Below are 23,245 nucleotides of genomic sequence, written 5' to 3' on the forward strand. Positions count from 1 at the left end.
TTCAGGGGTTGGCGATATCTCGGTAGGCGGCGACTGCGGCCTCGGCGAACTGCGGATCGTTGATGTGGAGCGGAAGCCGTTCGATGCGGCGCGCGTCGGTTCTTTCGACGGTGGCTTCCAGTGCCTCGAAGAGCGCTGCATCCGCCGCAGGATCGAAGAAGGCGCCGCCCTCGATATCGAGCGCCGACACGCCTCTCTCCGGGATCAGGAACCGGAGAGGTCCTCTGCAGAGGTTCAGCTTTGCGCCAATCCACCTTCCGATCGCGGCGCACTCCTCCGGGGTCGTGCGCATGAGCGTGACGTTCGGGTTGTGGCGGTATAAGAGCCGGCCGGCATAACGCTCCGGCACCGTCTCGGGAGCCCAGAAATTCACCATATCCAACGCCCCGACGGAGCCGACATAGGGCAATTCGGTGCGCGCAATTGCGCCGAAACGATCCTCAGTCGCCGGCAGAACGCCGCCGAAGAGGAAATCGCAGACCTCCGTCGTGGTGATGTCTAACACGCTCGAAAGAAGCCCGCTGTCTGCAAGCTTCTCCATCGTGCGTCCGCCGGTGCCCGTGGCGTGAAAGACCATACAGTCATGGTCGGCCTTGAGTCGTTCGACGATGGCAGTCACACAGGGCGTCGTCACGCCGAACATGGTAAGGCCGAGAGCGGGCTTCGAGGCCAATTCCTTCACCGGCCGGTTGGCCATGGCGGTAATCGCTTCGGCCGCGTTTTGCAGGATCACGCGGCTCAGGCGGTTCAGCCCGGCCATGTCCGTGACCGACGGCATCATAATGATATCAGAGACGTCGACATAAGGTGCTACGTCGCCGGACGCGAGCGTCGAGACCATGACCTTCGGCAGCCCGAGCGGCAACCTGCGCATGCCGGCGGTGACGATTGATGTGCCGCCCCCACCACCAATGCCCACCACGCCGACGACGTCTTCGCGTTCGGGAAGGAACCGCGCGAAGGCCTCGCTCATTGCGGCGACCGCCGTCCCCCGGTCGTCGCCCGAAAACACCGCGGCGGCACCGTCCGGATGCGCGGCGGCCACGGTTTCGGCGGAGATGCCGACCGCAATGGTGGGGCGACGCGTGCCGACATCGACTAGAACGGGCTCGCCGCCCGCTGCCTCGACGCGGGACGCAAGATAAGCGAGTTCCTCCCCCTTCGTGTCGGCCGTGCCGACGACGTAGATGTGCTTCATCTCTCCTCCCTGGCGGCTCTGGCCCTCCTCTGCCTTGAAAAGCCGCCTATGCCGACCGGTTTGCCGGCTCTTGCAAAATTATGAGATGCGCGTATCATAAAGATATGGATGTCTCACGTCAACAGAACGAATCCGCCGCACGCGCCGAGCGCGGTCCCCGGGCCCGCACACGCAAACTCATGCTGGAGACCGCCACACGGCTGATGCAGTCTGGCATCACGCCCTCAGTCAGTGAGGTCGCGGAAGCCGCCGAAGTTTCGCGCGCCACGGCCTATCGCTACTTTCCGAGCCAGGCGGCGCTGGTTCATGCGGTGGTGGACGAGGCGCTCGGCCCGATCCTCGATTGGCGCTCCGAAGCACCCGATGCGCTCACCCGCGTCGCCGATCTGTTGGCCACGGCCATGCCGCGCATCGACGAATTCGAGGCGACCTTTAAGGCGGCGCTCAAGCTCTCGCTTGACCAGTGGGCGCAGCGCCAGGCCGGCACTCTTGGTAATGAACCACAGCTCACGCGCGGCCACCGCGTCGAACTACTGCGACAGGTCACTGTGCCGCTCGAGGGCAAGCTGTCCACTGAGGCCCGCGAGCAGCTCGCTCAGGCCCTCTCGCTGGTTTTTGGTGTCGAGGTGCTGGTCGTACTCAAGGATATTTGGGGCCTCTCGGCCGAACGCGCGCAGTCCGTTGCAGAATGGGCGGCGGCAGCCTTGGTTGAGGCGGCGATTCGGGAGGGTCAAACCGCGGCATGATATCGGCCCCTCTCGCTTACAGGAAACTGGTTTGACCAATTTGAATGATACGCATGGATGGCGGCTCTTGGACAGGTCTTCCAAAATTGAACTGCGGTAAAGCATGCCAACTTAAAGTCCGTATGATCTCGGCCTTGCGAGCGGTGATCCAGGGCAGAAGGCAACGAAACAGGGACCTTGACGCTCGTTAGCTTTGGTAATACCAGATTGGTACTGCGGCCCATTGGGCTTGAGATTAGGCACAAGGGTCGAGGAGGACCCGCCGCAGAAGCGCCAACCAGGAGGATTTGATAGGCGGACCGCCCGCCGCAAGGCGGGTATTGTGCATAAAAGGGGAGGAAATATTATGCGCAAGACAGTGGCCGGCCTGATGGCCGGTATCGGTTTCATGTTTGCCTGCGGGACATCCGCGCAATCGCAAGAACTGACGATTTTCTGGGCCGAATGGGACCCGGCAAACTATCTCCAGGAGCTTGTAAACGAATACGAGGCCGAGACCGGCGTGAAGGTCACGGTCGAAACGACCCCTTGGGCGGACTTTCAGACGAAGGCCTTTACCGAATTCAACGCGAAGGGCTCGGCCTACGACATGGTCGTCGGCGACTCCCAGTGGATCGGGGCCGCATCGGAGGCCGGCCACTACGTCGACCTCACCGAGTTCTTCAATAAGCACAAGCTAAACGAGGTGATGGCTCCTGCCACGGTGAAGTACTACTCGGAGTATCCCGCGAACTCCGGCAAGTACTGGTCGATCCCGGCCGAGGGCGACGCGGTCGGTTGGTCCTACCGCAAGGATTGGTTCGAGGACCCGAAGGAGATGGAAGCCTTCAAGGCGAAGTATGGCTATGACCTCGCCCCGCCGAAGGATTGGAAGCAGTTGCGCGACATCGCCGAGTTCTTCCATCGTCCGGACCAGAAACGCTACGGCATCGCGATCTACACCGATAACTCCTATGACGGTCTCGTAATGGGTGTAGAGAACGCCATCTTCTCTTTCGGCGGAGAACTCGGCGACTACAGCACCTACAAGGTCGACGGGATCATCAACTCGGAGAAGAACGTCAAGGCTCTGGAGACCTACCGCGAGCTCTACGGCTTCACGCCTCCGGGCTGGGCGAAGAGCTTTTTCGTCGAGAACAACCAGGCAATCACCGAGAACCTGGCAGCGATGAGCATGAACTACTTCGCCTTCTTCCCAGCGCTGGTCAACGAAGCCTCGAACCCGAATGCGAAGGTAACCGGCTTCTTCGCCAACCCGGCCGGCCCGGATGGCCACCAGTATGCCGCACTCGGCGGCCAAGGCATTTCCATCGTCTCCTATTCCGAAAACAAGGATGAGGCGATGAAATTCCTCGAGTGGTTCATCAAGGATGAGACGCAGAAGCGCTGGGCCGAGCTCGGCGGTTACACGGCAAGCGCCAAGGTCCTGGAATCGGAAGAGTTCCAGAACGCGACGCCCTACAACAAGGCCTTCTATGAGACGATGTTCAAGGTGAAGGACTTCTGGGCAACGCCCGAATATGCCGAGCTGCTGATCCAGATGAACCAGCGCATCTACCCCTATGTGACCGCCGGCCAGGGAACGGCAAAGGAGGCGCTTGATGCTCTCTCTGAGGACTGGAACGCGACTTTCAAGAAGTACGGCCGCCACTAACGGGTGATGAGACCTCGCGGGAGGGAGCCCGGCTCCCTCCCCTTTTCTTCAACTCTGCACCGAATGGTGCTCGCGCGGACGCGACGTCAGCGTTCAGGCAATGCGCAACAGGACGCCGCAAGTGCGCCTTGCGCTGGGCTCTCGGAGGAGGAGCACATTGGCCACCGTGGTTATGACATCGCTGGATTCGAAGTCGCACGCTGCTTCGCGGGGCTTGAGCGACATCAAAATTCGCAATCTTTTCATTATTCCGACGATCCTGTTCCTGATCGTCTTCAACATCTTCCCGTTGATCTACTCGCTCGGCTATTCTTTCACGGACTTTCGTGCTTCGACGAACGCGCCGGCCACCTTCGTCGGCCTGCAGAATTATCGGGAACTGCTGAACGACCCCTTCATCTGGGCGAACTTCGCGATTACGGCGAAATACGTGATCGTGTCGGTTACCGGTCAGGTTGTCGTCGGTTTCGGCACGGCGATGCTGCTCAACCGCGAGATTCCGTTCAAGGGTCTGATCACGACACTGCTTCTGCTGCCGATGATGCTGTCGATGGCGGTGGTCGGGCTCTTCTGGAAGCTGCTCTACGATCCATCCTTCGGCATCATCAACTACGCGCTCGGCCTCGGTTCTTTCGAGTGGCTGGCGAATCCCGACATGGCACTCTACGCTGTCGCCATCACCGACATCTGGATGTGGTCACCTTTCGTGATGCTGCTCTCGCTCGCCGGTCTCTCGGCCGTACCGAGGCACCTTTACGAGGCGGCGGCCATTGATCGCGCGGGACCGTTCTATACCTTCTTCCGCATCACCCTGCCGCTGGTGGCACCGATACTCATGATCGCGATCATCTTCCGCACGATGGAGGCTTTCAAGACTTTCGACCTCGCCTATATCCTCACGAGCCAGCCGACCACGGAAGTGATCTCTATCCGCCTCTACAAGATGGCGTTTCAGGAATGGCAGACCGGGCGATCCTGCGCACTCGCCTACATAGTTCTAATCATGGTGCTCGCGATCACCAACATCTACGTCAAATATCTCAACAGGGTGAAGGAGCGCTGAGATGGCGGCCGTCCAAACTCGCTCCGAGCGCGCGCTGAATCGGGTGGCGATCGCCGCCGTGCTCGTCATCACCCTGCTCTTCCTCGCACCGATCTACTGGATCACCTCTACGGCCTTCAAACCGCGCAACCTCGCGACGACAATCCCCCCAACGGTCATCTTCGAGCCGGAGATCTCGCCGTTCGTCAAGCTCTTCACCAAGCGCTCTCAGCTGCGGGCAGCACCGGAGCCCGAAGACTATGCTGCCGCTCCTTGGTGGGAACGGCTGGTCTTCGACGGGGGTGAAAAGGTCGTGCGCTCGGGACGCGGTGAGGTGCAGTTATCCGGCTATCCCAACCGCTTCATGAATTCGCTGATCGTGGCGATCACCTCTACGGTGCTCGCCGTCGGCATGGGTACCTTCACGGCCTACGGTTTCTCGCGCTTCAAAATGAAGGGCGAAGCGGATCTTTTGTTCTTCATTTTATCGACACGCATGCTCCCGCCCGTGGTCGTGGCAATCCCCATGTTCCTAATGTACCGGGCCGTCGGGCTGAACGACACCCACTGGGGTCTTATCATCCTCTACACCGCCTTCAATCTCTCCTTCTCGGTCTGGCTGATGAAGGGCTTCATTGACGAAATTCCGAAGGAATATGAGGAAGCGGCACTTGTCGACGGCTACACGCGCCTGGAAGCCTTCTTCAAGATCGTGCTGCCAGAGGCCGCCACAGGCATCGCCGCGACCGCCGTCTTTTGCTTCATCACAGCGTGGAACGAGTATGCTTTCGCTCTGATCATGACGAACCGGCGCGCGCAAACGGCACCGCCCTTCATCCCAAGCCAGGTCGGCTCCGGCCTTCCGGATTGGACAGTCATCGCCGCGGGGACCTTCCTGTTCCTGCTACCGGTCGCCATCTTCACCTTCCTGCTCAGGAATCATCTCCTGCGCGGCATGAGTTTCGGAGCGATCCGCAAATGACGTTTCGCGCCATAAACCAGAAGTACCTCGAGCCAGGCTCACAGCTCCTGATGATATTCGGCATCATTGCGCTGTGCCAACCGTGGAACCTGTTCCTCCACCGCTACGGACTGACGATGACGTTAGTCGGGCTGATTGCCTTCATGATCACGTCGAAGGTCCCGCCGGAACAGAAAGCTGACGAGAGCAGGAATCCATGACGCAGATTGAATTGCGCGGCATTGAGAAGCACTTTGGTGCCGTTCAGGTCATCAAGAACCTCAATCTCGCGATCGCCGACAACGAGTTCATTGTTCTGCTTGGCCAGTCCGGCTGCGGCAAGACGACGACTCTACGCGCGATCGCCGGGCTCGAAACGATCGATGAAGGCGACATCCTCATAGACGGTCGGCCGGTGCAGCACATAAAGGCCTCGCACCGGGACATCGCCTTTGTGTTCCAGTCCTTCTCGCTCTACCCGCACATGACAGTCTTCGAGAATATCGCCTTCCCGCTCCGCGCCACCCGCGGCAACCGTACGGATATCGAGCGGGAGGTTCAGGCGGTCGCAAAAACGCTGCAGATCACCCACCTGCTCGCAAAAAGGCCGTCCGCTCTCTCAGGCGGCGACATGCAGCGCGTGGCGATCGGCCGGGCACTCGTCCGGCGCCCCAAGGCGATGCTCATGGATGAGCCGATCGGCGCGCTTGACGCGAAGCTCCGCGAAGAGATGCGCGCCGAGATCAAGCGGCTTCACATCAAACAGGGCTCGACCACGATCTACGTAACCCATGACCAGGTCGAAGCCATGTCCCTCGCCGATCGTATTGTTGTCATGCACGAAGGCGTGCTGCAGCAAGTCGGCAGCCCTCACGAGGTCTACGCTCGTCCTGCCAACATGTTCGTCGCGCAATTCGTCGGGAGTCCGGTCATGAATATGGCTGAAGTGACGGTTTCCGAGGACGCGGGGCATGCGCGTGTGCTGGTCCGAGGTGCTCCAACCGCCGTCGATTTTCCGCCCAGTCTCACGGCCCAGCTCGCTGCCGCTGGGGCCAAAAACGGCAAGCTCACCCTCGGCGTGCGACCGGAAGGGGTTCTCGTTTCACGGGAAGCACGTGAGGGCTTCGTGCCCGTCGAGGCCCATATCATCGAACCGCTCGGCTCGCATGACATCATAGACCTGCAGATTGGCGCCCAGATGTTGCGTGCAAGGACGAAAAGTGGCTTCGTACCCAGGCCCGGCGAGGCCGTCTGGGCTCGGATAAATCCGGCGCAGGCGCATTTCTTCGACAGCTCGACCGGCACATCTTTCGGGATTAGGCTCTGATGGCGCATATCGAACTCAAAGGTATCACCAAGACCTTCGGAACCCACACGGCCCTGAAGGATCTCAGTTTCGAAATTGCCGACGGAGAGTTTTTCGTGCTGCTCGGCGAGACGGGCGCCGGCAAGACGACGACGCTTAGGCTGATTGCCGGGCTCGAAAATCCAACGGGCGGACAAATCTTCATCGACGGTGAGGATGTCGCCGCCTGGGGCGCCGCCGAGCGCGACGTGGCGCTTGTGCTGCAGCAGTATTCCCTTTACCCGCGCTATACGGTCCGCGAGAACCTCGAATTCCCACTCAAAGCTCGCATCCGGCGTGTCGAACCGGCCGAGATCAAAGAGCGTGTCGCCCGCGCCGCGAGGACGCTCCGCATTGAGCATCTGCTCGACCGCAAGACGGACCGCCTATCGGGTGGCGAGATGCAGCGCGTTTCCATCGGCCGGGCTATCGTGCGCAAGCCGCGCGTCTTTCTGATGGACGAGCCCCTTTCCGCCCTCGACGCCAAACTGCGTGAGGCGTTGCGTACTGAGCTCAAGAACCTTCAGATGAATCTCGGGGCAACCTTCCTCTTCGTCACCCACGATCAGATCGAAGCCATGTCGATGGGCGACAAGATCGGCGTACTCAACAACGGTCAGCTCGTTCAGACCGGCACGCCGCAGGAGATCTATCGCAATCCGGTCAACACTTTCGTTGCACGCGCCGTTGGCTCGCCGCCGATGAACCTGATCTCGGGGAGGCTTGTGGGCAGCGAGGCTATCGCGGACGAGGGCTACCGATTGCCTTTTGACGCGGCGTTCGGCACTGCGGTGGACGGAAGGCCCCTCACCTTCGGCATCCGCCCTGAAGATCTTTTCCTCGAAAGCGGCGCACCCGGCGAAGCCCGCGTGCACGACGTCGAGAATCATGGCGTCGAGAAGATCGTCACGCTTCGCACAGGCAACCATTTCTTGCAGGCGACAGTGCCGGCCCAGACCGACCTTGGGATCGAGGAGGCTGTTCGCTTCTCCTGGAATCCGGAAAAGGTCGTGCTCTTCGACGGCGGAAGCGGGATGAGCCTGCGCCACGCTGGCTAAGTCATCGACGCCCAAGACTGCTTCCATCCTGGGTCGTGACTTCCAGTCCGTTTGCCTGTCATTCATATGGCCACGCAGGACGTGTCCATCCGGAATTCGCGAAATCCCGATGCCCTATGCCGGGAAGCGCCGCCGATAGTGTTCGACGACCTCAGGGTTGCGGAGATTAACGGGCAACCCGCCTTTCAAGATGCGGATGGCTTCGGCCGCAGCGCCCGTTCCCATGCGCATCATGCTTTCCTCGGTGATGCCGGCGAGGTGAGGCGTCACGATCACGTTGTCCAGCCGGAAGTAAGGATGCTCGAGCGGTAGGGGCTGTGTTGAGAACACGTCAAGGGCAGCGCCGCCGATACGGCCCATCTCCAGCGCCTCGATCAACGCTGCGTCATCCACGACGGGGCCGCGCGACACGTTGACGAGGATCGCGCCGGGCTTCATGCGCGCAATCCGCTCACGGCTCAAGAGCCCGGTCGTCCCAGGCGTGAGCGGGCAACAGAGAACGACGATATCCGCCGTCGAAACCAGGTCGTCGACCGAGAGAAAGCGCACACCGTCGGGCAGGCTTTCCGGCGAGCGGCTGTTGGCAACGATCTCCAGCCCAAACCCGTACTTCGCGATCCGGAAGACCGCCTTTCCCACATTGCCCATGCCGATGATGCCCATGGTGCGGCCGGCGAGGTCGAGTGCTCGATCGGAGTGAGCTCGCCCAGCACTCCACCCCCTACTTCTGAGGTCGCGGTCCATGGTACGGAACTGGCGCAGCAGCGCAAGCGTCACCATGATGACGTGTTCCGCTACAGTCGGCGCATTGACGGCCGGTACGTTGGCGATCAGCACGCCGGCGGCCGTGGCAGCGTCGTAGGGAATCATGTCGAGCCCCGCGCCGTGCCTGACTGCCGCCCGCAGGGCCGGTGCTTCTTCGAAGAAGGCGGGCGGGATCGGCGCGCGCACGATGACAATCTCCGCGCCCTCGCCTTCATGGAGCAAGGTTTCGGGATCGAGGGCGGACGCTAGCCGCAGATCACCCGCCGCCTTCAACATGGCCTCTGCCTGGGGATGCAGGGGATGGGTCGAGAAAATGAAACTCATCGGCCTCCTCATTACCGACCGGGCTACTCCGCGGCTGTTGCAGGCCCGCCGATGAGGCCCTTCCAGTAGCTTTCCGCGCCCTGCAGATGCGCATTCATCAAAGCTTGGGCGAGATTGCCGTCGCGTGCGAGCAGCGCCTCGTAGATACGGATGTGCTCCTCGTGCGAGCGGCGGCTGCGGGCGATATCAGCGAAGTAGATGGGCAGCCGCTGTTCGCCCATCGTGTAGTAAACGCTGCAGACGCGGTGAAACACACTGTTCTTCGTCGCCCGGACGATCTCCAGATGAAAATCCCTGTCCTCGCGCGCGAGGCCCTCGCCTGCAGCGATCCTCGCCTCGGAAGCGGCGAGAATCTCGCGCAGGCGTTCATAGTTCTCCTCCGTCGCCCGCGCGCAGGCGAGCTCCGCCGCCTTGATCTCGTGGATCTTGCGGAGCTCCACCGTTTCGTAGATCACGATCGGGTCCAGTGGCACGCCAGCACGCGCGAAGAGTGCGATCGCCTCGACGCTCGCCTCCGTCGTCGTGAGATAGATACCCGACTTCGCCCGGCGCTCCACAATGCGCATGGCTTCCAGGATTGCCAGAGCCTCCCGGAGCTGCCCCCGGCTAACGGCGAAGTGCTCGGCGAGCTCTCGCTCCGATGGCGTTCGCCCATTGCTGCTCGAAGTCGTAAATAGATGGGCCGCCAGATCGGAAAGCAGATTGTTTTCTTTCATGGTTACAGTCTTTGCGCGTGAGTCTCCAGGACGCGTTCGTTTATCGTAAATCCCAGGCCGGGTTTATCAGGAATCTCTATCATCCCGTCTCTCACAGCCACGGTCTCCTCAACGAGGTCGTGGATCATCGGGTTCGCGCCAACCGAATATTCGACGACAAAGCTTGCCGGAGAGGCCGCGCAGATGTGCAGGCCCGAGAAGAAGCATGGGGCACCGGCCCACAAATGGGGGGCAAAGCGGAGATTGAAGGCACTGGCGATCACACCAATGCGCATGGCCTCCGTGATGCCGCCGCAGAAGGCCGGATCGGGCTGGAAAATATCGGCCGAGCGCAGCACCGCAAGATCGCGGAAGGCGAAACGAGTGGCTTCGCTCTCGCCGGCTGCGATCGGCACGTTTCCAGCGGCGCGCACTTCCGCCATGCCGGCCTTATCATCTGCGATCACCGGCTCCTCGAACCAGGCGAGATCGCAATCCTGGACGAGCTGGATGAAACGTTTCGCGTCGGCAACCGTATAGGTGCCATGCGCATCGACCATGATATCCACCGAGGGGCCTAGCGCCTTGCGGGCGGCACGCACGCGGGCGGCCGAGACGTGCGGCGCGCGGTCCATTGCGCCGACCCTCATCTTGACTGATTTGAAACCGCCGCTGCCAATGTAGGACTGCAGCTGGCCGCCGATCTTTTCGACACTCTCCCACCCGCCGGATGCATAAGCAGGCAAGCGGTCCGCCTTACGCCCGCCGAGAAGCTTCCATACCGGCACACCCAGCGAATTACCAAGAATGTCCCACAATGCAATGTCGACCGCACTGATCGCGGCAATGGAGAGGCCCCGGCGCGAGAGTTCCGGCATTGCATGACCCGACATCGCCGCCGTTTCGTGGCGCACGCCGTTGTAGAGCATCTCCCAGATCGCGGAGATGTCGGAGGGGTCGCGACCGACGAGCTTCGGCCCCACCTCATGGTTGAGCATGTGCACGAGCGCTCCGTAAGTACCCGCGCTGCCCGCGGCATTCTTGCCCTCACCCCACCCAACGATCCCGTCATTTGTTTCTATGCGCAGGATTGCCGCGTCGAAGGTTGTCAGGCGCCCGAAATCGCTGTGATGCTGCCGACTTGCTTCGATGGGTATGCGAATCCACCAGGCTTGGACGGTCTTGATACGCATTTCGCCTCCCCAACCTCGGCGCGCCGGCCGCAGGGCATGCTCGGGACCGGTCCTCACTTGATCAGTGGCAGGATGGTCTCGGCGGTGATCCTCATCTGGTCATCGTAGAACTTCTCGGTCAGCAGGCTCGATCCGTGATCCTGGATGAACTTGAGCTGCTCCGGCGGGATGTCGACCGGACTGCGCTCAACCATGTCCGGATATTTCGCCGCAGGCGTGCGGTCGACCGGAGCCACGAACTCATTGGTGAGCGCGCCGTCGTATCCGATCTCTTTCAGAGTGGCGACGATCTTCGGCCAGTCGAGATGGCCGAGGCCCGCCGCAAAGCGGTTGTTATCCGCCACATGGAAATCGAAAAGTCGGTTTCCGGCGAGCCTGATCGCGTCGTATATGTCTTCCTCTTCGATGTTGAGGTGAAAGGCATCGAGGCAAACGCCGCAACCGGGATCAACTGCGTCGGCCAGCGCAAGTGCTTGGGCAGCACGGTTGAAGAGATAAGTCTCGAAGCGGTTGAGCGGCTCAATTGCCAGCCGGACGCCCTTTTTTTGGGCGTGGGCGAAGCACTCCTTGGTCGCATCCACGACCCACTTCCATTCCTCCTCCTCGGTGCCATCCGGAACGACCTTGCCGACGGTCGCCGGTACAAGAGTGACGATCTCGCCTTCGAGTTCACTCACCATCGTTATGACACTCTTCACGTAATCCACTGAGCTTGCGCGCTGGCCCTCGTCCTTGGCTGCGAGGTTGCGCTCGCCGAGCGTTAGCGTCACCGCGCCCCAGCAGCGAATGCCGTGTTCCTTGAGCAGCGCGCGAGTGTCCTTGATGTCGTATTGGGCCGGCTCGCCTGAAATCTCGATGCTCTCGTAGCCGTACTTCTTGATGCGTTTCAGCGTGACGGCGAGAGGCTCCGCCCGCATCCAGTTGTGCGTCGAAAGGTGCATAAACGTCCCTCCCAGGCTGGCGCTACTCCCAACACTCGAGGGGGTGCGCGGCGCTTCCTCCACTAGACACCATTCTGGTTTGGCCAATTCTCCTTTGTCAAGGCGCTATCTGAAATTATCGCCTGCGGAGCAAGCGTGCCTGCGCCTCCTCGACTTTCTCAGCGTTTCACGCGATTGCGGGACGAAGCTCGGCCGCTTCGCATTCGAACACATGACGTTGTCACCTTGACCAGATTGCCACATTTGGTATTACCAGATTGGCAGATGGGGAGGCCGTTACCGCGCAGCCGGAGGAGGAACGATGAAGATCGGTATGTGCATGTTTCTTTGGACGACGAGCGTCGGCCGGAAACATGAGAAGCTACTCCGGGACATTAAAGCGACCGGCTTCGACGGGGTTGAGATTCCGATCTTCGAGGGCACTCCAGACGACTACCGCCGCCTCGGCGCATTGCTCGATGGCATCGGCCTGGAGCGCACCGCTGTGTCTGCCATGAGCGACCCTTCCATGAACCTGATTTCGCCTGACACCGCGACGCGCAAGCGCGGCATCGCCTACATGCGGTGGGCTATCGATTGCGCCGCCGCCCTCGGTGCGCACACGCTAAGCGGGCCCCTGCATTCTACGCTGGGCCAGTTCTCAGGCACCGGGCCCACCGCCGCGGAACTGAGGCGGTCCATCTCCTCGCAGCGCACGATCGGCGATCATGCCGTTGAGCGCGGCGTTACCGTTGCGCTCGAGGCGCTGAACCGCTTCGAATGTTATCTCTTTAACACGATGGACGACCTTGCCGGCCATATTGATGCAATTGGGCATCCGAATATTCGCGCCATGTACGACACCTTCCACAGCAACATCGAAGAAGCCGACCCCATCGGAGCCTTCACCCGTAACAAGGACCACATCGTACACGTCCACATCTCGGAGAACGACCGCGGCGTGCCGGGCCGGGGGAACATCCCCTGGACCGAGACCTTCAAGGCGATCCGCGCAAGCGGCTATGACCAATGGCTGACGATCGAAGCCTTCGGTCGTGCATTAAAGGAGCTTGCGGCTGCAACGAAGGTCTGGCGCGACTTTTCCGAGACGCCCGAGGCCGTTTATCGCGATGGATACCGTCACATCCGCGAGGGATGGCAGGGAGTTGCGTAGTGCGAAAAGTAAAGCAGCGTTTGCGAGCGGGTCTGCGGCGCTCGAACATCGGCCATCCCTCCGCCTCGCTCATCGAGCCCTTCGCCTCCAGTGCCAGCAGATAGCGTCCACGGCGCCAGTCTCCCGCCAAACCATCGCCGGCCTCCCCGAGAGCGAGAAAACTCTCACCTGTCTATCCGGTTTCGGGCAACCTGCCCCGGCAGCTTCTCATTCACCCGGGCGCATTGAAAAGAGGTAAGGCGGCATAACGGGGCCGGACTCTGCTCGAAATCACAGAGGTTCTAACTGTGAAGCGCCTCCCCTACAGCTTCGTAGAGTCTCCCGCGGCCGATCGGTAGCCCGACCGAGGAAGGGTCTCCACTCCACCCTCTCGCAACCTGTGAGGAACGTGAAAGACCGACCCTTTTCGGCCCTTCCGCTCGAAATGACAAACGGCACTACGATGCCTGATGCAGTCTTTGAGGTAGGGGTACCGACTGATCCAGATAAATATCGGCACCACACACCTGCGGCAGCCGGTCAGCGTAGCGCATCGAGGAGCGCCTTGGCCCTGGCAAGGTCCTCCGTGCCGAAACCCTCGGTGAACCGGCGGTAGACCGGCGCGAGCAGATCGCGGGCCTCGGGGCGCTTATCTTGGTCGCGCCACAGCCGGGCGAGCGAGGTGCCGGCCCGAAGCTCGAGCGACGCGGCTGCTTGGTTGCGGGCGATTTCCAAGGCTTTGAGATACTCCATCTCGGCGCGATTCTCATTCTGTTGGGGAGAGAGCCGTAGGAGAAGCTCGCCCCTCAGTCTATGGAGCTCTGATTCGTAGAGACGTTCATCGGTCTCTCTCATTGTCAACAACGCTTGATCGAGTGCTTCGAGAGCTTGCTCGGACCGGCCCGCTTGGACAAGCGCGTGGGCAAACAATGCATGGTAACATGGCAACAGCCATGTCGAATCGGTCTCGCGCCACCCGTCGAGCCCCGAACGGAGCTCGGCCAGACCCCGTTCTACGTCTCCTTCTTCGGCCAGCACCCATCCCCAAATCACCCGGGCCATGGCCAGCCAGAATGGGTTGCGCTCCTCCTCACAGAAGACGACTGCGGCCTTAGCCGCCTTGTGGGTTCCGGCAAGGTCTCCACAGAAGTGATGCACATAGGGCGCCACGCTCAGGGCGTATGCTGTGGTCGTGGCGTGGGCGAGATCGCGCGCGAGATCGATAGCTTCCTGACTATGTTTCAGCGCCACATCAGGATAGCCCAGAAGCCATTCAATCCAGGCCAGGAAGGACAGCCCCACGGCCCGCGGATCCTGCCCATAGCGAAACGCCAGCGAGCGGTGCGCCTCCGGATCATAGAGCGCAGCAACCTGCTCCATCTGCTCCCGCGCCGCCGCGAGCTGTCCAAGATTGAGAAGCGTCAGCCCTAGCGTGCGATGCGCCACAACGATGCCATCGAGAGCCCCATGCTGTTCGGCGAGGTGCAGAAACTCTTGTGCGACGCGCCGCGCCTTCCGCTGATGCGCCTTCACCATATGATACACCCATTCGCCGTACATCGCAGGAAAGAGCTGCGTCGTATCGCTCAGAGCGCCGCAAAGCTCTCGCGCTCTCGTATAGGCCCGGGCTGTTTCGGGAGCCGCGTAGCCTTTGGCCGCTGTCAGCGGGACCGCCAGACTGATTTGAAGCAAGAGTTCTCGTTTGGCCCGTTCTGGTGTATCGGGCTGTGCTGCCAAGAGCTCCAGCCCCGCGGTTAAGTGACTGATCGCTTCCACGTTGGCCGAGCGTTCCGTTGCCCGACGTCCAGCCAATAGCCAATAGGTAATGGCCTCGTCGGTCAGTCCTGCCTTCGTGTAGTGAGCAGCAAGGACCTCAGGTTCTGCCTCGGCCTGCGCCGGGAAGTGCTCCCGCAGAACCTGGGCGACACGCGCATGGAGCTGTTGTTTCCTGCTCCGGAGCAGGGTGGCATACGCGGCGTCTTGAACCAGCGCGTGCTTGAAGACGTAGGTCGCGTGGGGCGGGACACCACGCCGGAAGACCAGCTCCGACTTCAGCAATTGATCGAGAGAGTTCTCGAGCTCGGGCTCCGGCAGAGGCGACACGGCAGCGAGAAGCTGATGTGAAAATTCGCGGCCGATGACTGCACCAACCTGCGCAACTTCCTTTACAGGCGCAAGCCGATCCAGCCGGGCCATCAGCGAATCCTGCAGGGTGCTCGGAATTGCGAAGGGCAGCAGCGGGCCGCGTAGGACAAAGCTGCCGTTCCGCGCGACGAGGAGGTCCGATTCTAGGATTGTCTTCGTGAGCTCTTCGATGAACAGCGGCACGCCGTCAGTCTTGATAGCGATCTGGTCGAGCACCTCCGCCGGCAGGGACTTGCCCCCGGCAACGCTCTCCACCATCGTATCGACTTGTTTACGCGTGAGGCGGTTGAGCGAGTGAAACGTCACGTGCGGGTAGTGGGTCCAGGGCGGAGCGAATTCGGGCCGGAACGTAACTACCATCAGAACCCGGAGCTTCTGCACACGGTCGACGATCTGGTCCAGGAGCTCGAGTGAACTTGGATCGATCCAGTGCGCGTCCTCGAAAATGAAGATGACCGGCCGATGCGCGGCCAGGCCGTCGACTTGATCTACCAGGACTTCCAATAGGCGCTCCTTCTGCCGCGGTGTGCTCAAATCAACCGGCGGATAGCGCGTCCCGGTTGGTACCGAAAGCAAAGCAGCAAACAGCGGCACGACCTCCGCGAGTTTGGTGGCGGATTGGGCGAGCACGGTTTCGAGCTTGTCGAGCGTGGAGTCAGCCGCGTCTTGGGGTCCGATCCCAGCGGCCCGTTCGAGCTGGTCGATAATGGGATAGAGCGTGCTGTTGCGGGTGGGGCGAACACTGATATCGCAGGCGCGTGTGCGGCCGTCGAGCCGACCAGATCACAAAACAAGACCGTTAATTGGCGGCGCTCGGCTTCGCCTTTGGGTGAGCGCACTGGCTGTTGTTCTTGGATGTCGGTTTGCTCTGGCGCTGCGTCGACTGGCTGCGTCTTACCCAGAGCAGCTATCGCGTCGAGCAGTAGCCGCCGATGGCCAACAAGCGTTACGCCCAGCTCTTTCAGGTCTTCAGCGGTGAGGTGCGGCAAGCTGCGGGCATCAATCTCATTCTCGCGGAACGAACGTTCGTACCGCTCAAGGCCCAACTCCCGAAGCCAGGCACCGACGTCCATGAATCTTTCGCCTCTGTCTCTCCGGCGTGCAAGGCTCTGTATTCTACCGCAGATTCTCGATGAAGGCGCGAGAGAATCCCGTCTCCGGCCAAAAACGTCCCGACGTCCATAACATGGCGCATTTTGCCCGTTTGGAAAGATTATGGGACGTCGGTTGTCCACCCATCCACGACGCTGGTGAAGGCGAAATTCTCGACCCATTAGCGGCCGTAGCGATCTGGGCCTGGGGCGGCTTATACCCAATAGAAGACGATTTTGCTGACAACCATTGGCGAACGCACGAGATGATTGCGATCCTCTCGTACTCAGGAACGCTTTTCTACCGCACTAAACCTGTTCCTGGGCGGCGAACCAAGCGGAGATCGTGGGCATGTTGCGCTCGAATCCGCCGGGTATGAAAAGATTGAGCAGCCTCGCGGTCGTCTCTCCGGTATTTCGGAAATCGTGGACGACGCCGGCCGGTATTCGCAGGAAAGTCCCCGGCGTGCAGTGCCGCCAGCAGGTGCCGACGAGGATTTCGGGCACACCCTCGAGCACATAGAAGACCTCGTCGTTTCCGACATGGCTGTGCCCACCGACACCCCTCAGGCCAGGCTCGAGTATCCACTCTGACACCGAATAGGCCGCCTCCGTCTCGGCTTCGTCGGCCTTGAACACGCCGGTGAGCAGGCCGAGCCCGTAGTGCCGCCCGTCTCCCGGCTGCAAATGGATGATGTCGCGACGGCGGTGCGACAGAACGTCCTCGCCCACGCTGTTCTCCAAGGGGGCCATGCCGGCTCTTTCAGTTCGATTTCCGTCCGCCCGGTTCATGCCCCGGTCTCCTCGTTCCAGCGGCGCTGCATCTCTTCCGGCGCCACATCCTCGATCTTCTGCGAGAGCATCCACCGATGGCCGAAGGGATCGACGACCATGGCGACGCGCTCGCCATAGGCTTGATCTGCAGCGGCACGCAGAACGACGGCCCCCGCGTCGACGGCGCGGGCAAGATCGGCATCGACCGACAGAGTTGCGAGATGGAAGGTCACGGGAGAGCCACCGATCGTGTCTGGGCTCAGTGCACCGAAGTCGGGATACTCATCGGCAATCATGACGGTGCTTTCGCCGATCTTGAGTTCCGCGTGGCCGATCCGGCCGTCTCGCGGGTCGGTCATCCGGAAGAGCTCCTCGGCACCAAAGGCGCGAACGTAGAAATCAATCGCTGTGCGAGCATTCTTGACGATGAAATACGGGGTCAGGGACGAAATCGAGGTGGACATGGGCGGCCCCCTTGTCGCTGGCGTATAGTTACGTTACGTTACGTTTTATAATTAGATGAGTCAACAGCACATGAGCCCACCGAAACGGCGCGGAAGACCGCCCAACCAATTGGCGCAGGCGAAGATCCTGAAAGCGGCGCACGACATACTGACGGAGGACGGGTTTGGCCGGCTGACCGTCGAGGCCGTTGCCGCGAGGTCCGGTGTGGGCAAGCCGACGATCTACAGGCAATGGGCGAATGCCTCCGAACTCGCCATGGCCGCCTTGATGTCCGGAGATCCGGGCATCAGCGCAGGAGGCGGGACAAGCCTGCGATCGGCGCTCACGGGGCAGATGCGATCGCTGATCCAGGCCTTTGCGACGACCAGAGGGCGCCAAATCGCCATGACGCTCGCGGCGGCCGACCCCGAAAGCGAATTCACCAAGGCCTTCCGCAACCAGGTCATCCTCTCGAGCCGCGAGGCCGGCCGCGCCTTGTTGCTCGAGGCTGCCGCGAGGGGAGAGATTGTGTTGCAGCAAGACCTCGAGGTGCTGCTCGACATGATTTACGGACCCGTCTTCTACCGGCTGCTTGTCGGGCATCGCCCACTCGACACAGGCTTTGCCGACAGCATCGTCGCGATCGCCTTGGAAGCAGTGGCGGCCCACACAGATAGGTAGAGAAAGCGATCTCAGGTCTCTTTTGAAGTCAGCTCTTTGGCCAGTTCGCCGATCGTCGAACGCAACCACTTGTGGGCCGGGTCGTGGCGGTAGCGAACGTGCCAAGCCATCTGCACCGGAAAAGTGCCGAGGGCGACCGGCGCCGGCAGCACCTTCAGCCGTGGATCCCGCTCAAGGCTCCGACAGATAAGGGTCGGCAGCGTTGCGCAGTAGTCGGTGACGGCAAGCATCTCAGGCACGGCGAGGAAGTGCGTCACGGAAACGGCAACCTCTCGCTTGAGGTTTTGTTGCGCCAATGCCTGGAAGACGCCCGCGCGCAGCCGTCCCGGCGGGAGCACGTTCACGTGCTTGAGCCGCTCATACTGTTCTCGGGAAATACGGTCTCGAACGTCGGGATGGTCCTTGCGCAGCACGCAGGCGAGGCCGTCGTCCAGAAGATGCTGGACGACAAGATTGTCCGGCGGATCGACGATCCGGCCGAGCACCATGGCCGTGGTGCCGGAAATGACGCCGGTCTCGGCGAGATCGTTGCCAAATGCAGTCATGCGGAGCTTGATGCCCGGTGCCAGCTCACGCGTCCTCGCGACGAGGGCCGGCATCAGCACAAGCTCCACGTAGCTGTTCGGGGCAAGCGTGAACAGCCGGTCCGCGTTTGCCGGCTGGAACTCCTGCTGGTTCAAGATGAGATCGTCCAGTTGCGCCAGCGCTGCTTCGATCGTTGGAGCGATTTCCTCGGCCAGTTGTGTCGGCTTTATGCCGTACCTTTCCCGGATGAACAGGGGATCCCGCAGGGTCTCGCGCAGGCGGTTCAACGAGTTGGACAGCGCCGGCTGGGTGATGCCCAGTCGCGCTGCTGCCCGTGTCACGCTCCGCTCCTCCATCAAGGCCAGGAAAACCGGGAGGAGGTTCAGATCGTATCTCATCGAGATCTAATCCCACATGAATATCTAAAATCAAAGAAGTAAATTTCTGAAATATGTAGATGGGTGCCATCATCGGCTCATCGACAAGCCGATGCGGCTGATCGAGCTCGACATCAACCGGTATGACGCCTCAAGGCGCGGCACCATCTGACGAAAGGATCCGACCGATGAAAGTCCTCATGGTACTCACCTCCCACGACACTCTCGGTAACACCGGCAAGAAGACCGGCTTCTGGCTCGAGGAGCTGGCAGCGCCGTACTACGTCTTCAAGGACGCCGGCGCCGAGATCACCCTTGCCTCGCCCAAAGGCGGGCAGCCGCCTCTCGACCCGAAGAGCGACGAGCCGATGTTCCAGAGCGAGCTTACGCGGCGCTTCAGCTCCGACGAGGTTGCCAAGGCGCAGCTTGCGGAAACCGTGCGCCTGGACAGCGTCGACCAGAAGGACTTCGATACTGTCTTCTATCCCGGCGGCCACGGGCCACTCTGGGATCTGGCCGAAGATCCGAATTCGATCAAGCTGATCGAAGCCTTCATCGCGGCCGGCAAGCCGGTCGCCCTCGTTTGCCATGCACCGGGCGTCCTGCGTCACGTGAGCAATGCCGTCGGCACCCCGTTCCTTCAGGGACGCTACGTCACCGGCTTCACCAACAGCGAGGAAGAGGCTGTGGGTCTCACCAAGGTCGTGCCGTTCCTGGTCGAGGACGAGCTGATCGGCCTCGGCGCGGTCTTCTCCAAGGTCAAGGACTGGGGCGTGCACACCGTAGTCGATGGCCAGCTCATCACCGGTCAGAACCCGGCCTCATCGAGCGAGGCAGCGGAGGCACTGGTCGCTGCTCTGGGCCAGATGAAGACGAAGACCGCCTGAGCGAGCTGAAGCATCGTGGTCTGCCGACGGCTCGCATCGGCGGATCACGTTCAGAACCCGGAGTTTGTCATGTGCTCCCCTGTTTCAATGATATTGCTGCCGGGCGCCCGACCGGCAAGGGCATTCGACGGCTGTCTTGCGCCAAGACCGGTCGTTGCGCCTATCGCGAAAGTACCTATTCTGCGGTGGCGCGAAAGTCGGATCGCAAAACTGTCGCTTTAATCGGGATTTTTGCGAAAGGCCGATGCGTGCGCCTAAAAAACCAGTCCGTGATAATGGTCATTCATGCCTTCGATACCGTTGCCATTCGTCATCTCCCTTCTTCTCTGCCTTATCCTTGTGCGGATGATGCGGCAGGGAGAACGGAAACTCGGGCTGTTTCCTCTGCTTGTCGCCACTTTTGCCGCTCAGGCGGTCTTGTCGGGACTGAACTGGAACTTCGACTGGCATCCGGCCCGTTTTATTCAGCCGGTCGTCGCGGCGGTCCTTCCGGCGCTCTCCTTTGCAGCCTTCAATCAGCTACGCCGCAATAGGCTTGCAAGGCCCACAGACATGCTGCCGCACCTGGTACCGGCGAGCCTCGTTGCAATACTCGTCGCCTTCTGGCGTGTGCCAATCGATATCGTTCTATTTGTTATCTATCTCGGATACGGTCTTGCGCTTCTACGGGTTGCCCGGGAAGGGCCGGGCTCTCTTTCCGCCGTGCGTATCGCCGATGAATGGACCGCTCATAAGGCGCTCGTCGCAGTGGCGGTTATGCTTGTTGCGACGGCCTTTGTCGACGCAGTAGTGTCCATCGATTTCCTCCTTGGGGATGGCGAGCGGGCCCGCACGACCCTCACCGTTGCGAGCGTTCTATGGCTCGCGGTTGCCGGGTACGCCGCCACGGTCGCGGACAATACTCGCCCCGACAATGAGGCAAATACCACTGCTGAAGATTTCGCCTCTTCCTACTCCTCACTGCCGGCATCTATAAGCATCGGGGATGACCAAGCCATAGCAAGCCGGGTCGATGCTCTAATGCTGGAGCAGCATCTCTATCGCGACCCAGACCTGACATTGGAGCGTCTTGCACGGCGTGCGGGCATCCCGGGACGCCAGATTTCCGGTGCTCTGAATCGAATTTATGGCCGCAATATCTCCCAGATTGTGAATGAATACCGGGTCAGCGATGCCAAACGACGGCTCGTCACGACACGCGATCCGGTGACAGCCATCATGCTGGAATCGGGTTTCGGCACAAAATCGAACTTCAATCGGGAATTCTTGCGCGTCACGGGCATGACCCCGAGCAGCTATCGGCGCGCTGGCCGCGAGGCGTCTGCCGCGCCTGATGCGGGGGCGGAAGCGCCGGTCTCATAACCCTTCGCTCTCGATCGAAAGTCATCGCACAAACGACCCGGATCGCGATCTCGAACGTCCAAGATCGCGTTCAAGGGCGCGCCGCTGTCTATTTCCGGTAAGTTCCAGGCTGACCCCACGGCCACGAGGAAATTCCATGAAATTGTTGATAAAAATCGCGACGATGTTTTGCGGCACCATCTCTCCGATGCTGATGGTGCATCACTCTGCCACTGCCAGCGAATTTGTCGGCGTGCGGCAGATCGCAGCTCCCTCCAAAGAACGAGGCAGCGATCTGGCCGTGACCATCTGGTACCCGGCGGACGCGGGCGGCAAACCTGTCACAATTGGCGAAAGTGTGTTTTTTGTGGGGACGGACGCCATGCTCGAAGCCCCCATCTCGGACGGAAAATATCCACTGATCTTGTTATCCCATGGCGCTGGCCTGGGAGGCACCCCACAAGCCATGAGCTGGATAGCAACACCATTGGCGAAGCAGGGGTTCATTGTGGCGGCTCCAATTCATCCCGGGAACACGGGAGCGAACAGATCAGCAGCAGAAACGATGAAGCTTTGGCTGAGACCAGCGGATATTAGCGCGACCTTGGATGCGGTGGAAAAGCAGCCGCTTTTCGAAAATCACCTTGAATCCGGGAGGGTTGGCGCACTTGGGCTTTCGATGGGCGGTAACACGGCCTTGGCGCTGGCTGGCGCTCGCATCGATCCAATCCGTCTGGCGAGCTACTGTGACACCGAGGCTTTCAATGCTTCGCTTTGCGGATGGGTCAGGCAAAGCGGCGTCGATCTTCACGCCATGGATATGCAACTGGCTGGTCGCAACAACGAAGACAAGCGGATTGAATTTGCGATGGCAATCGATCCTGCACCGGTGGATGTCTTTCAGACCAACACCTTTTCTAAGGTTTCGATCCCCGTCAAGATCGTGAACCTTGGCCAACCAAGAACGATCCCCCGGACCGCGCTCGCTTCGGAGACTGCAAAAGCCATTCCGAAAGGCACCTATTCCACGATCGAGGATGCGAGCCATTACAGCATGTTTGGCGAGTGCAAACCCCATGCGGCCGAGATGGCTGAGTCCGAAAAGATAGGCGATTCCATCTGCTCAGACGGCGGAGGACAGTCGCGCCTCGAAATCCATAGGCAGTTGGTCAATATGGTCACTGAGGCTTTCATTCGAGAGCTGAAAACGGACTGATAGGCAGCATGATTCGCGGAAGTCCTAATCTTAGCGGCAAGGTCGCCGATATTGAAAACTCGGTGAAATTTCCATCACAAATATCGGTCGCAAAAGTCCGGTTTTTGCGACCGATATTTGCGACTGCTCAAGGTCCGCTTGGGAGGCATTGGCGTGAATTCGCGCTCGCCAAACGAACTTCCGCTCAGGCTCGAGAGCGAACATGGACTAGCCAACTGCAAACTTCCGCCTCTGGCGCACCCTGCTCGTTGCGACGAGCAAGACGAATGACGCTTTCTATGACGCCGTTGATCCGTTGGGCTGCGATGGAGTCGCTTCGTCTTTAAACGCCCTGATCGGGAGTAGTGAGGAGGGCAGGCTCGAATTTGCACGAGCTCGTTTACAGAAATGACGGTTTTGAGAGCTTGGAGACAATCGAAGGTGACGGGGACCCAGGAAGCCGCTGTGAGCCCCATCAGCAGATGAGTCTGGAAGCAATCGTGCGCCCGTCATCTGACCGCCGTTCCTCCAGAACCGGTAGCAGGCTTTCCGACGACCACCAGTCTGTCACCGGGAACATCACCTCTGGTCCTGGTCGCCGTTGACAGCCGTTCCCAGATGCCGTTTCGCCGGAATGGGACGACTCCGGCATGTATTTGTCGATGGATAGCAAGTTCCCGCAAAGCAAGGTGTCATTGGCCTGGAACTCTGCGCCAATGATTGAGACCGAT

22 protein-coding genes are annotated in these 23,245 nt (G+C 60.7%); 12 read left to right on the top strand and 10 right to left on the bottom strand.

Annotation, left to right across the window (positions count from 1 at the left end; genetic code table 11):
- Position 1: 1 nt before the first annotated feature.
- On the bottom strand, positions 2-1,198 hold the full coding sequence (locus ILFOPFJJ_RS29120; RefSeq protein ID WP_173514001.1) for a Tm-1-like ATP-binding domain-containing protein: 1,197 nt from the start codon (positions 1,196-1,198) through the stop codon (positions 2-4).
- Between the two features lie 104 nt (positions 1,199-1,302).
- Here ILFOPFJJ_RS29120 and ILFOPFJJ_RS29125 point away from each other — a divergent pair, with 104 nt between their 5' ends.
- The 7 genes from ILFOPFJJ_RS29125 to ILFOPFJJ_RS29155 all read left to right on the top strand — a co-directional run bounded on the left by ILFOPFJJ_RS29125 (position 1,303) and on the right by ILFOPFJJ_RS29155 (position 8,004).
- Positions 1,303-1,944: a TetR/AcrR family transcriptional regulator gene (locus ILFOPFJJ_RS29125; RefSeq protein ID WP_173514002.1), complete on the top strand. Its 642-nt coding sequence runs from the start codon at positions 1,303-1,305 to the stop codon at positions 1,942-1,944.
- A gap of 346 nt (positions 1,945-2,290) precedes the next feature.
- Complete coding sequence (locus ILFOPFJJ_RS29130) at positions 2,291-3,598, top strand: ABC transporter substrate-binding protein (RefSeq protein WP_173514003.1); 1,308 nt, start codon at positions 2,291-2,293, stop codon at positions 3,596-3,598.
- Between the two features lie 157 nt (positions 3,599-3,755).
- Positions 3,756-4,661: a carbohydrate ABC transporter permease gene (locus tag ILFOPFJJ_RS29135; protein WP_173514004.1), complete on the top strand. Its 906-nt coding sequence runs from the start codon at positions 3,756-3,758 to the stop codon at positions 4,659-4,661.
- A 1-nt stretch (position 4,662) separates the two neighbouring features.
- Positions 4,663-5,622: a carbohydrate ABC transporter permease gene (locus tag ILFOPFJJ_RS29140; RefSeq protein ID WP_173514005.1), complete on the top strand. Its 960-nt coding sequence runs from the start codon at positions 4,663-4,665 to the stop codon at positions 5,620-5,622.
- On the top strand, positions 5,619-5,822 hold the full coding sequence (locus ILFOPFJJ_RS29145) for a hypothetical protein (RefSeq protein WP_085031456.1): 204 nt from the start codon (positions 5,619-5,621) through the stop codon (positions 5,820-5,822). Before ILFOPFJJ_RS29140 ends, ILFOPFJJ_RS29145 begins: the two co-directional genes overlap by 4 nt.
- The gene (locus ILFOPFJJ_RS29150) at positions 5,819-6,928 is read left to right on the top strand and encodes an ABC transporter ATP-binding protein (RefSeq protein WP_173514006.1); all 1,110 of its coding nucleotides are present in this window, start codon (positions 5,819-5,821) and stop codon (positions 6,926-6,928) included. The genes ILFOPFJJ_RS29145 and ILFOPFJJ_RS29150 overlap by 4 nt, the downstream gene beginning before the upstream one ends.
- A complete protein-coding gene (locus tag ILFOPFJJ_RS29155) occupies positions 6,928-8,004 on the top strand; it encodes an ABC transporter ATP-binding protein (RefSeq protein ID WP_173514007.1) in 1,077 nt (358 codons plus the stop codon). Before ILFOPFJJ_RS29150 ends, ILFOPFJJ_RS29155 begins: the two co-directional genes overlap by 1 nt.
- A 114-nt stretch (positions 8,005-8,118) precedes the next feature.
- On the opposite strand, the gene ILFOPFJJ_RS29160 is transcribed toward ILFOPFJJ_RS29155, so the two are convergent.
- From ILFOPFJJ_RS29160 to ILFOPFJJ_RS29175, 4 genes are read right to left on the bottom strand one after another with little or no spacing between them, the layout of a single operon-like run.
- Complete coding sequence (locus ILFOPFJJ_RS29160) at positions 8,119-9,093, bottom strand: hydroxyacid dehydrogenase (protein WP_173514008.1); 975 nt, start codon at positions 9,091-9,093, stop codon at positions 8,119-8,121.
- Between the two features lie 23 nt (positions 9,094-9,116).
- Entirely contained in the window at positions 9,117-9,809 is a 693-nt protein-coding gene (locus tag ILFOPFJJ_RS29165; protein WP_173514009.1) for a FadR/GntR family transcriptional regulator, read from the bottom strand.
- Positions 9,810-9,811: 2 nt separating this feature from the next.
- Complete coding sequence (locus ILFOPFJJ_RS29170) at positions 9,812-10,981, bottom strand: mandelate racemase/muconate lactonizing enzyme family protein (protein WP_173514010.1); 1,170 nt, start codon at positions 10,979-10,981, stop codon at positions 9,812-9,814.
- 53 nt (positions 10,982-11,034) lie between these two features.
- Complete coding sequence (locus ILFOPFJJ_RS29175) at positions 11,035-11,922, bottom strand: sugar phosphate isomerase/epimerase family protein (protein WP_173514011.1); 888 nt, start codon at positions 11,920-11,922, stop codon at positions 11,035-11,037.
- 301 nt (positions 11,923-12,223) lie between these two features.
- Here ILFOPFJJ_RS29175 and ILFOPFJJ_RS29180 point away from each other — a divergent pair, with 301 nt between their 5' ends.
- On the top strand, positions 12,224-13,075 hold the full coding sequence (locus tag ILFOPFJJ_RS29180; protein ID WP_173514012.1) for a sugar phosphate isomerase/epimerase family protein: 852 nt from the start codon (positions 12,224-12,226) through the stop codon (positions 13,073-13,075).
- Positions 13,076-13,594: 519 nt separating this feature from the next.
- Here the strand turns inward: ILFOPFJJ_RS29180 and ILFOPFJJ_RS29185 are convergent.
- The 4 genes from ILFOPFJJ_RS29185 to ILFOPFJJ_RS29200 form a co-directional block, all read right to left on the bottom strand.
- On the bottom strand, positions 13,595-15,829 hold the full coding sequence (locus ILFOPFJJ_RS29185) for an AAA family ATPase (RefSeq protein WP_173514013.1): 2,235 nt from the start codon (positions 15,827-15,829) through the stop codon (positions 13,595-13,597).
- Positions 15,730-16,473, bottom strand: a complete 744-nt coding sequence (locus ILFOPFJJ_RS36865; RefSeq protein ID WP_312032748.1) for an SAM domain-containing protein — start codon at positions 16,471-16,473, stop codon at positions 15,730-15,732. Before ILFOPFJJ_RS36865 ends, ILFOPFJJ_RS29185 begins: the two co-directional genes overlap by 100 nt.
- Positions 16,474-16,599: 126 nt before the next feature.
- Complete coding sequence (locus ILFOPFJJ_RS29195) at positions 16,600-17,022, bottom strand: cupin domain-containing protein (RefSeq protein ID WP_173514015.1); 423 nt, start codon at positions 17,020-17,022, stop codon at positions 16,600-16,602.
- A gap of 56 nt (positions 17,023-17,078) precedes the next feature.
- Complete coding sequence (locus ILFOPFJJ_RS29200) at positions 17,079-17,528, bottom strand: VOC family protein (protein ID WP_173514016.1); 450 nt, start codon at positions 17,526-17,528, stop codon at positions 17,079-17,081.
- 55 nt (positions 17,529-17,583) lie between these two features.
- Here ILFOPFJJ_RS29200 and ILFOPFJJ_RS29205 point away from each other — a divergent pair, with 55 nt between their 5' ends.
- The gene (locus ILFOPFJJ_RS29205; RefSeq protein WP_173514017.1) at positions 17,584-18,189 is read left to right on the top strand and encodes a TetR/AcrR family transcriptional regulator; all 606 of its coding nucleotides are present in this window, start codon (positions 17,584-17,586) and stop codon (positions 18,187-18,189) included.
- Positions 18,190-18,200: 11 nt separating this feature from the next.
- Here ILFOPFJJ_RS29205 and ILFOPFJJ_RS29210 read toward each other — a convergent pair whose 3' ends face one another.
- Positions 18,201-19,112 (bottom strand): LysR family transcriptional regulator, encoded by a 912-nt coding sequence (locus ILFOPFJJ_RS29210; RefSeq protein WP_173514018.1) that lies wholly within the window; start codon positions 19,110-19,112, stop codon positions 18,201-18,203.
- A gap of 167 nt (positions 19,113-19,279) precedes the next feature.
- On the opposite strand from ILFOPFJJ_RS29210, the gene ILFOPFJJ_RS29215 reads away from it, so the two are divergent.
- The 3 genes from ILFOPFJJ_RS29215 to ILFOPFJJ_RS29225 all read left to right on the top strand — a co-directional run bounded on the left by ILFOPFJJ_RS29215 (position 19,280) and on the right by ILFOPFJJ_RS29225 (position 22,535).
- Positions 19,280-19,978 (top strand): type 1 glutamine amidotransferase domain-containing protein, encoded by a 699-nt coding sequence (locus ILFOPFJJ_RS29215; protein WP_173514019.1) that lies wholly within the window; start codon positions 19,280-19,282, stop codon positions 19,976-19,978.
- Positions 19,979-20,263: 285 nt separating this feature from the next.
- Positions 20,264-21,340: a helix-turn-helix domain-containing protein gene (locus ILFOPFJJ_RS29220; RefSeq protein WP_173514020.1), complete on the top strand. Its 1,077-nt coding sequence runs from the start codon at positions 20,264-20,266 to the stop codon at positions 21,338-21,340.
- Positions 21,341-21,476: 136 nt separating this feature from the next.
- Positions 21,477-22,535, top strand: a complete 1,059-nt coding sequence (locus ILFOPFJJ_RS29225; RefSeq protein ID WP_173514021.1) for an alpha/beta hydrolase family protein — start codon at positions 21,477-21,479, stop codon at positions 22,533-22,535.
- The last annotated feature ends 710 nt before the right edge of the window (positions 22,536-23,245 follow it).

It is taken from the genome of Sinorhizobium psoraleae (genome assembly GCF_013283645.1).
Lineage (GTDB): Bacteria > Pseudomonadota > Alphaproteobacteria > Rhizobiales > Rhizobiaceae > Sinorhizobium > Sinorhizobium psoraleae.

Coding starts and splice junctions, on each gene's coding strand:
- ILFOPFJJ_RS29130 (WP_173514003.1), top strand. CDS start 2,291: ATGCGCAAGACAGTGGCCGGCCTGATGGCCGGTATCGGTTTCATGTTT.
- ILFOPFJJ_RS29155 (WP_173514007.1), top strand. CDS start 6,928: ATGGCGCATATCGAACTCAAAGGTATCACCAAGACCTTCGGAACCCAC.
- ILFOPFJJ_RS29150 (WP_173514006.1), top strand. CDS start 5,819: ATGACGCAGATTGAATTGCGCGGCATTGAGAAGCACTTTGGTGCCGTT.
- ILFOPFJJ_RS29200 (WP_173514016.1), bottom strand. CDS start 17,528: ATGTCCACCTCGATTTCGTCCCTGACCCCGTATTTCATCGTCAAGAAT.
- ILFOPFJJ_RS29210 (WP_173514018.1), bottom strand. CDS start 19,112: ATGAGATACGATCTGAACCTCCTCCCGGTTTTCCTGGCCTTGATGGAG.
- ILFOPFJJ_RS36865 (WP_312032748.1), bottom strand. CDS start 16,473: ATGGGTCGAGAATTTCGCCTTCACCAGCGTCGTGGATGGGTGGACAAC.
- ILFOPFJJ_RS29160 (WP_173514008.1), bottom strand. CDS start 9,093: ATGAGTTTCATTTTCTCGACCCATCCCCTGCATCCCCAGGCAGAGGCC.
- ILFOPFJJ_RS29140 (WP_173514005.1), top strand. CDS start 4,663: ATGGCGGCCGTCCAAACTCGCTCCGAGCGCGCGCTGAATCGGGTGGCG.
- ILFOPFJJ_RS29125 (WP_173514002.1), top strand. CDS start 1,303: ATGGATGTCTCACGTCAACAGAACGAATCCGCCGCACGCGCCGAGCGC.
- ILFOPFJJ_RS29220 (WP_173514020.1), top strand. CDS start 20,264: ATGCCTTCGATACCGTTGCCATTCGTCATCTCCCTTCTTCTCTGCCTT.
- ILFOPFJJ_RS29175 (WP_173514011.1), bottom strand. CDS start 11,922: ATGCACCTTTCGACGCACAACTGGATGCGGGCGGAGCCTCTCGCCGTC.
- ILFOPFJJ_RS29205 (WP_173514017.1), top strand. CDS start 17,584: ATGAGTCAACAGCACATGAGCCCACCGAAACGGCGCGGAAGACCGCCC.
- ILFOPFJJ_RS29180 (WP_173514012.1), top strand. CDS start 12,224: ATGAAGATCGGTATGTGCATGTTTCTTTGGACGACGAGCGTCGGCCGG.
- ILFOPFJJ_RS29170 (WP_173514010.1), bottom strand. CDS start 10,981: ATGCGTATCAAGACCGTCCAAGCCTGGTGGATTCGCATACCCATCGAA.
- ILFOPFJJ_RS29225 (WP_173514021.1), top strand. CDS start 21,477: ATGAAATTGTTGATAAAAATCGCGACGATGTTTTGCGGCACCATCTCT.
- ILFOPFJJ_RS29145 (WP_085031456.1), top strand. CDS start 5,619: ATGACGTTTCGCGCCATAAACCAGAAGTACCTCGAGCCAGGCTCACAG.
- ILFOPFJJ_RS29120 (WP_173514001.1), bottom strand. CDS start 1,198: ATGAAGCACATCTACGTCGTCGGCACGGCCGACACGAAGGGGGAGGAA.
- ILFOPFJJ_RS29215 (WP_173514019.1), top strand. CDS start 19,280: ATGAAAGTCCTCATGGTACTCACCTCCCACGACACTCTCGGTAACACC.
- ILFOPFJJ_RS29165 (WP_173514009.1), bottom strand. CDS start 9,809: ATGAAAGAAAACAATCTGCTTTCCGATCTGGCGGCCCATCTATTTACG.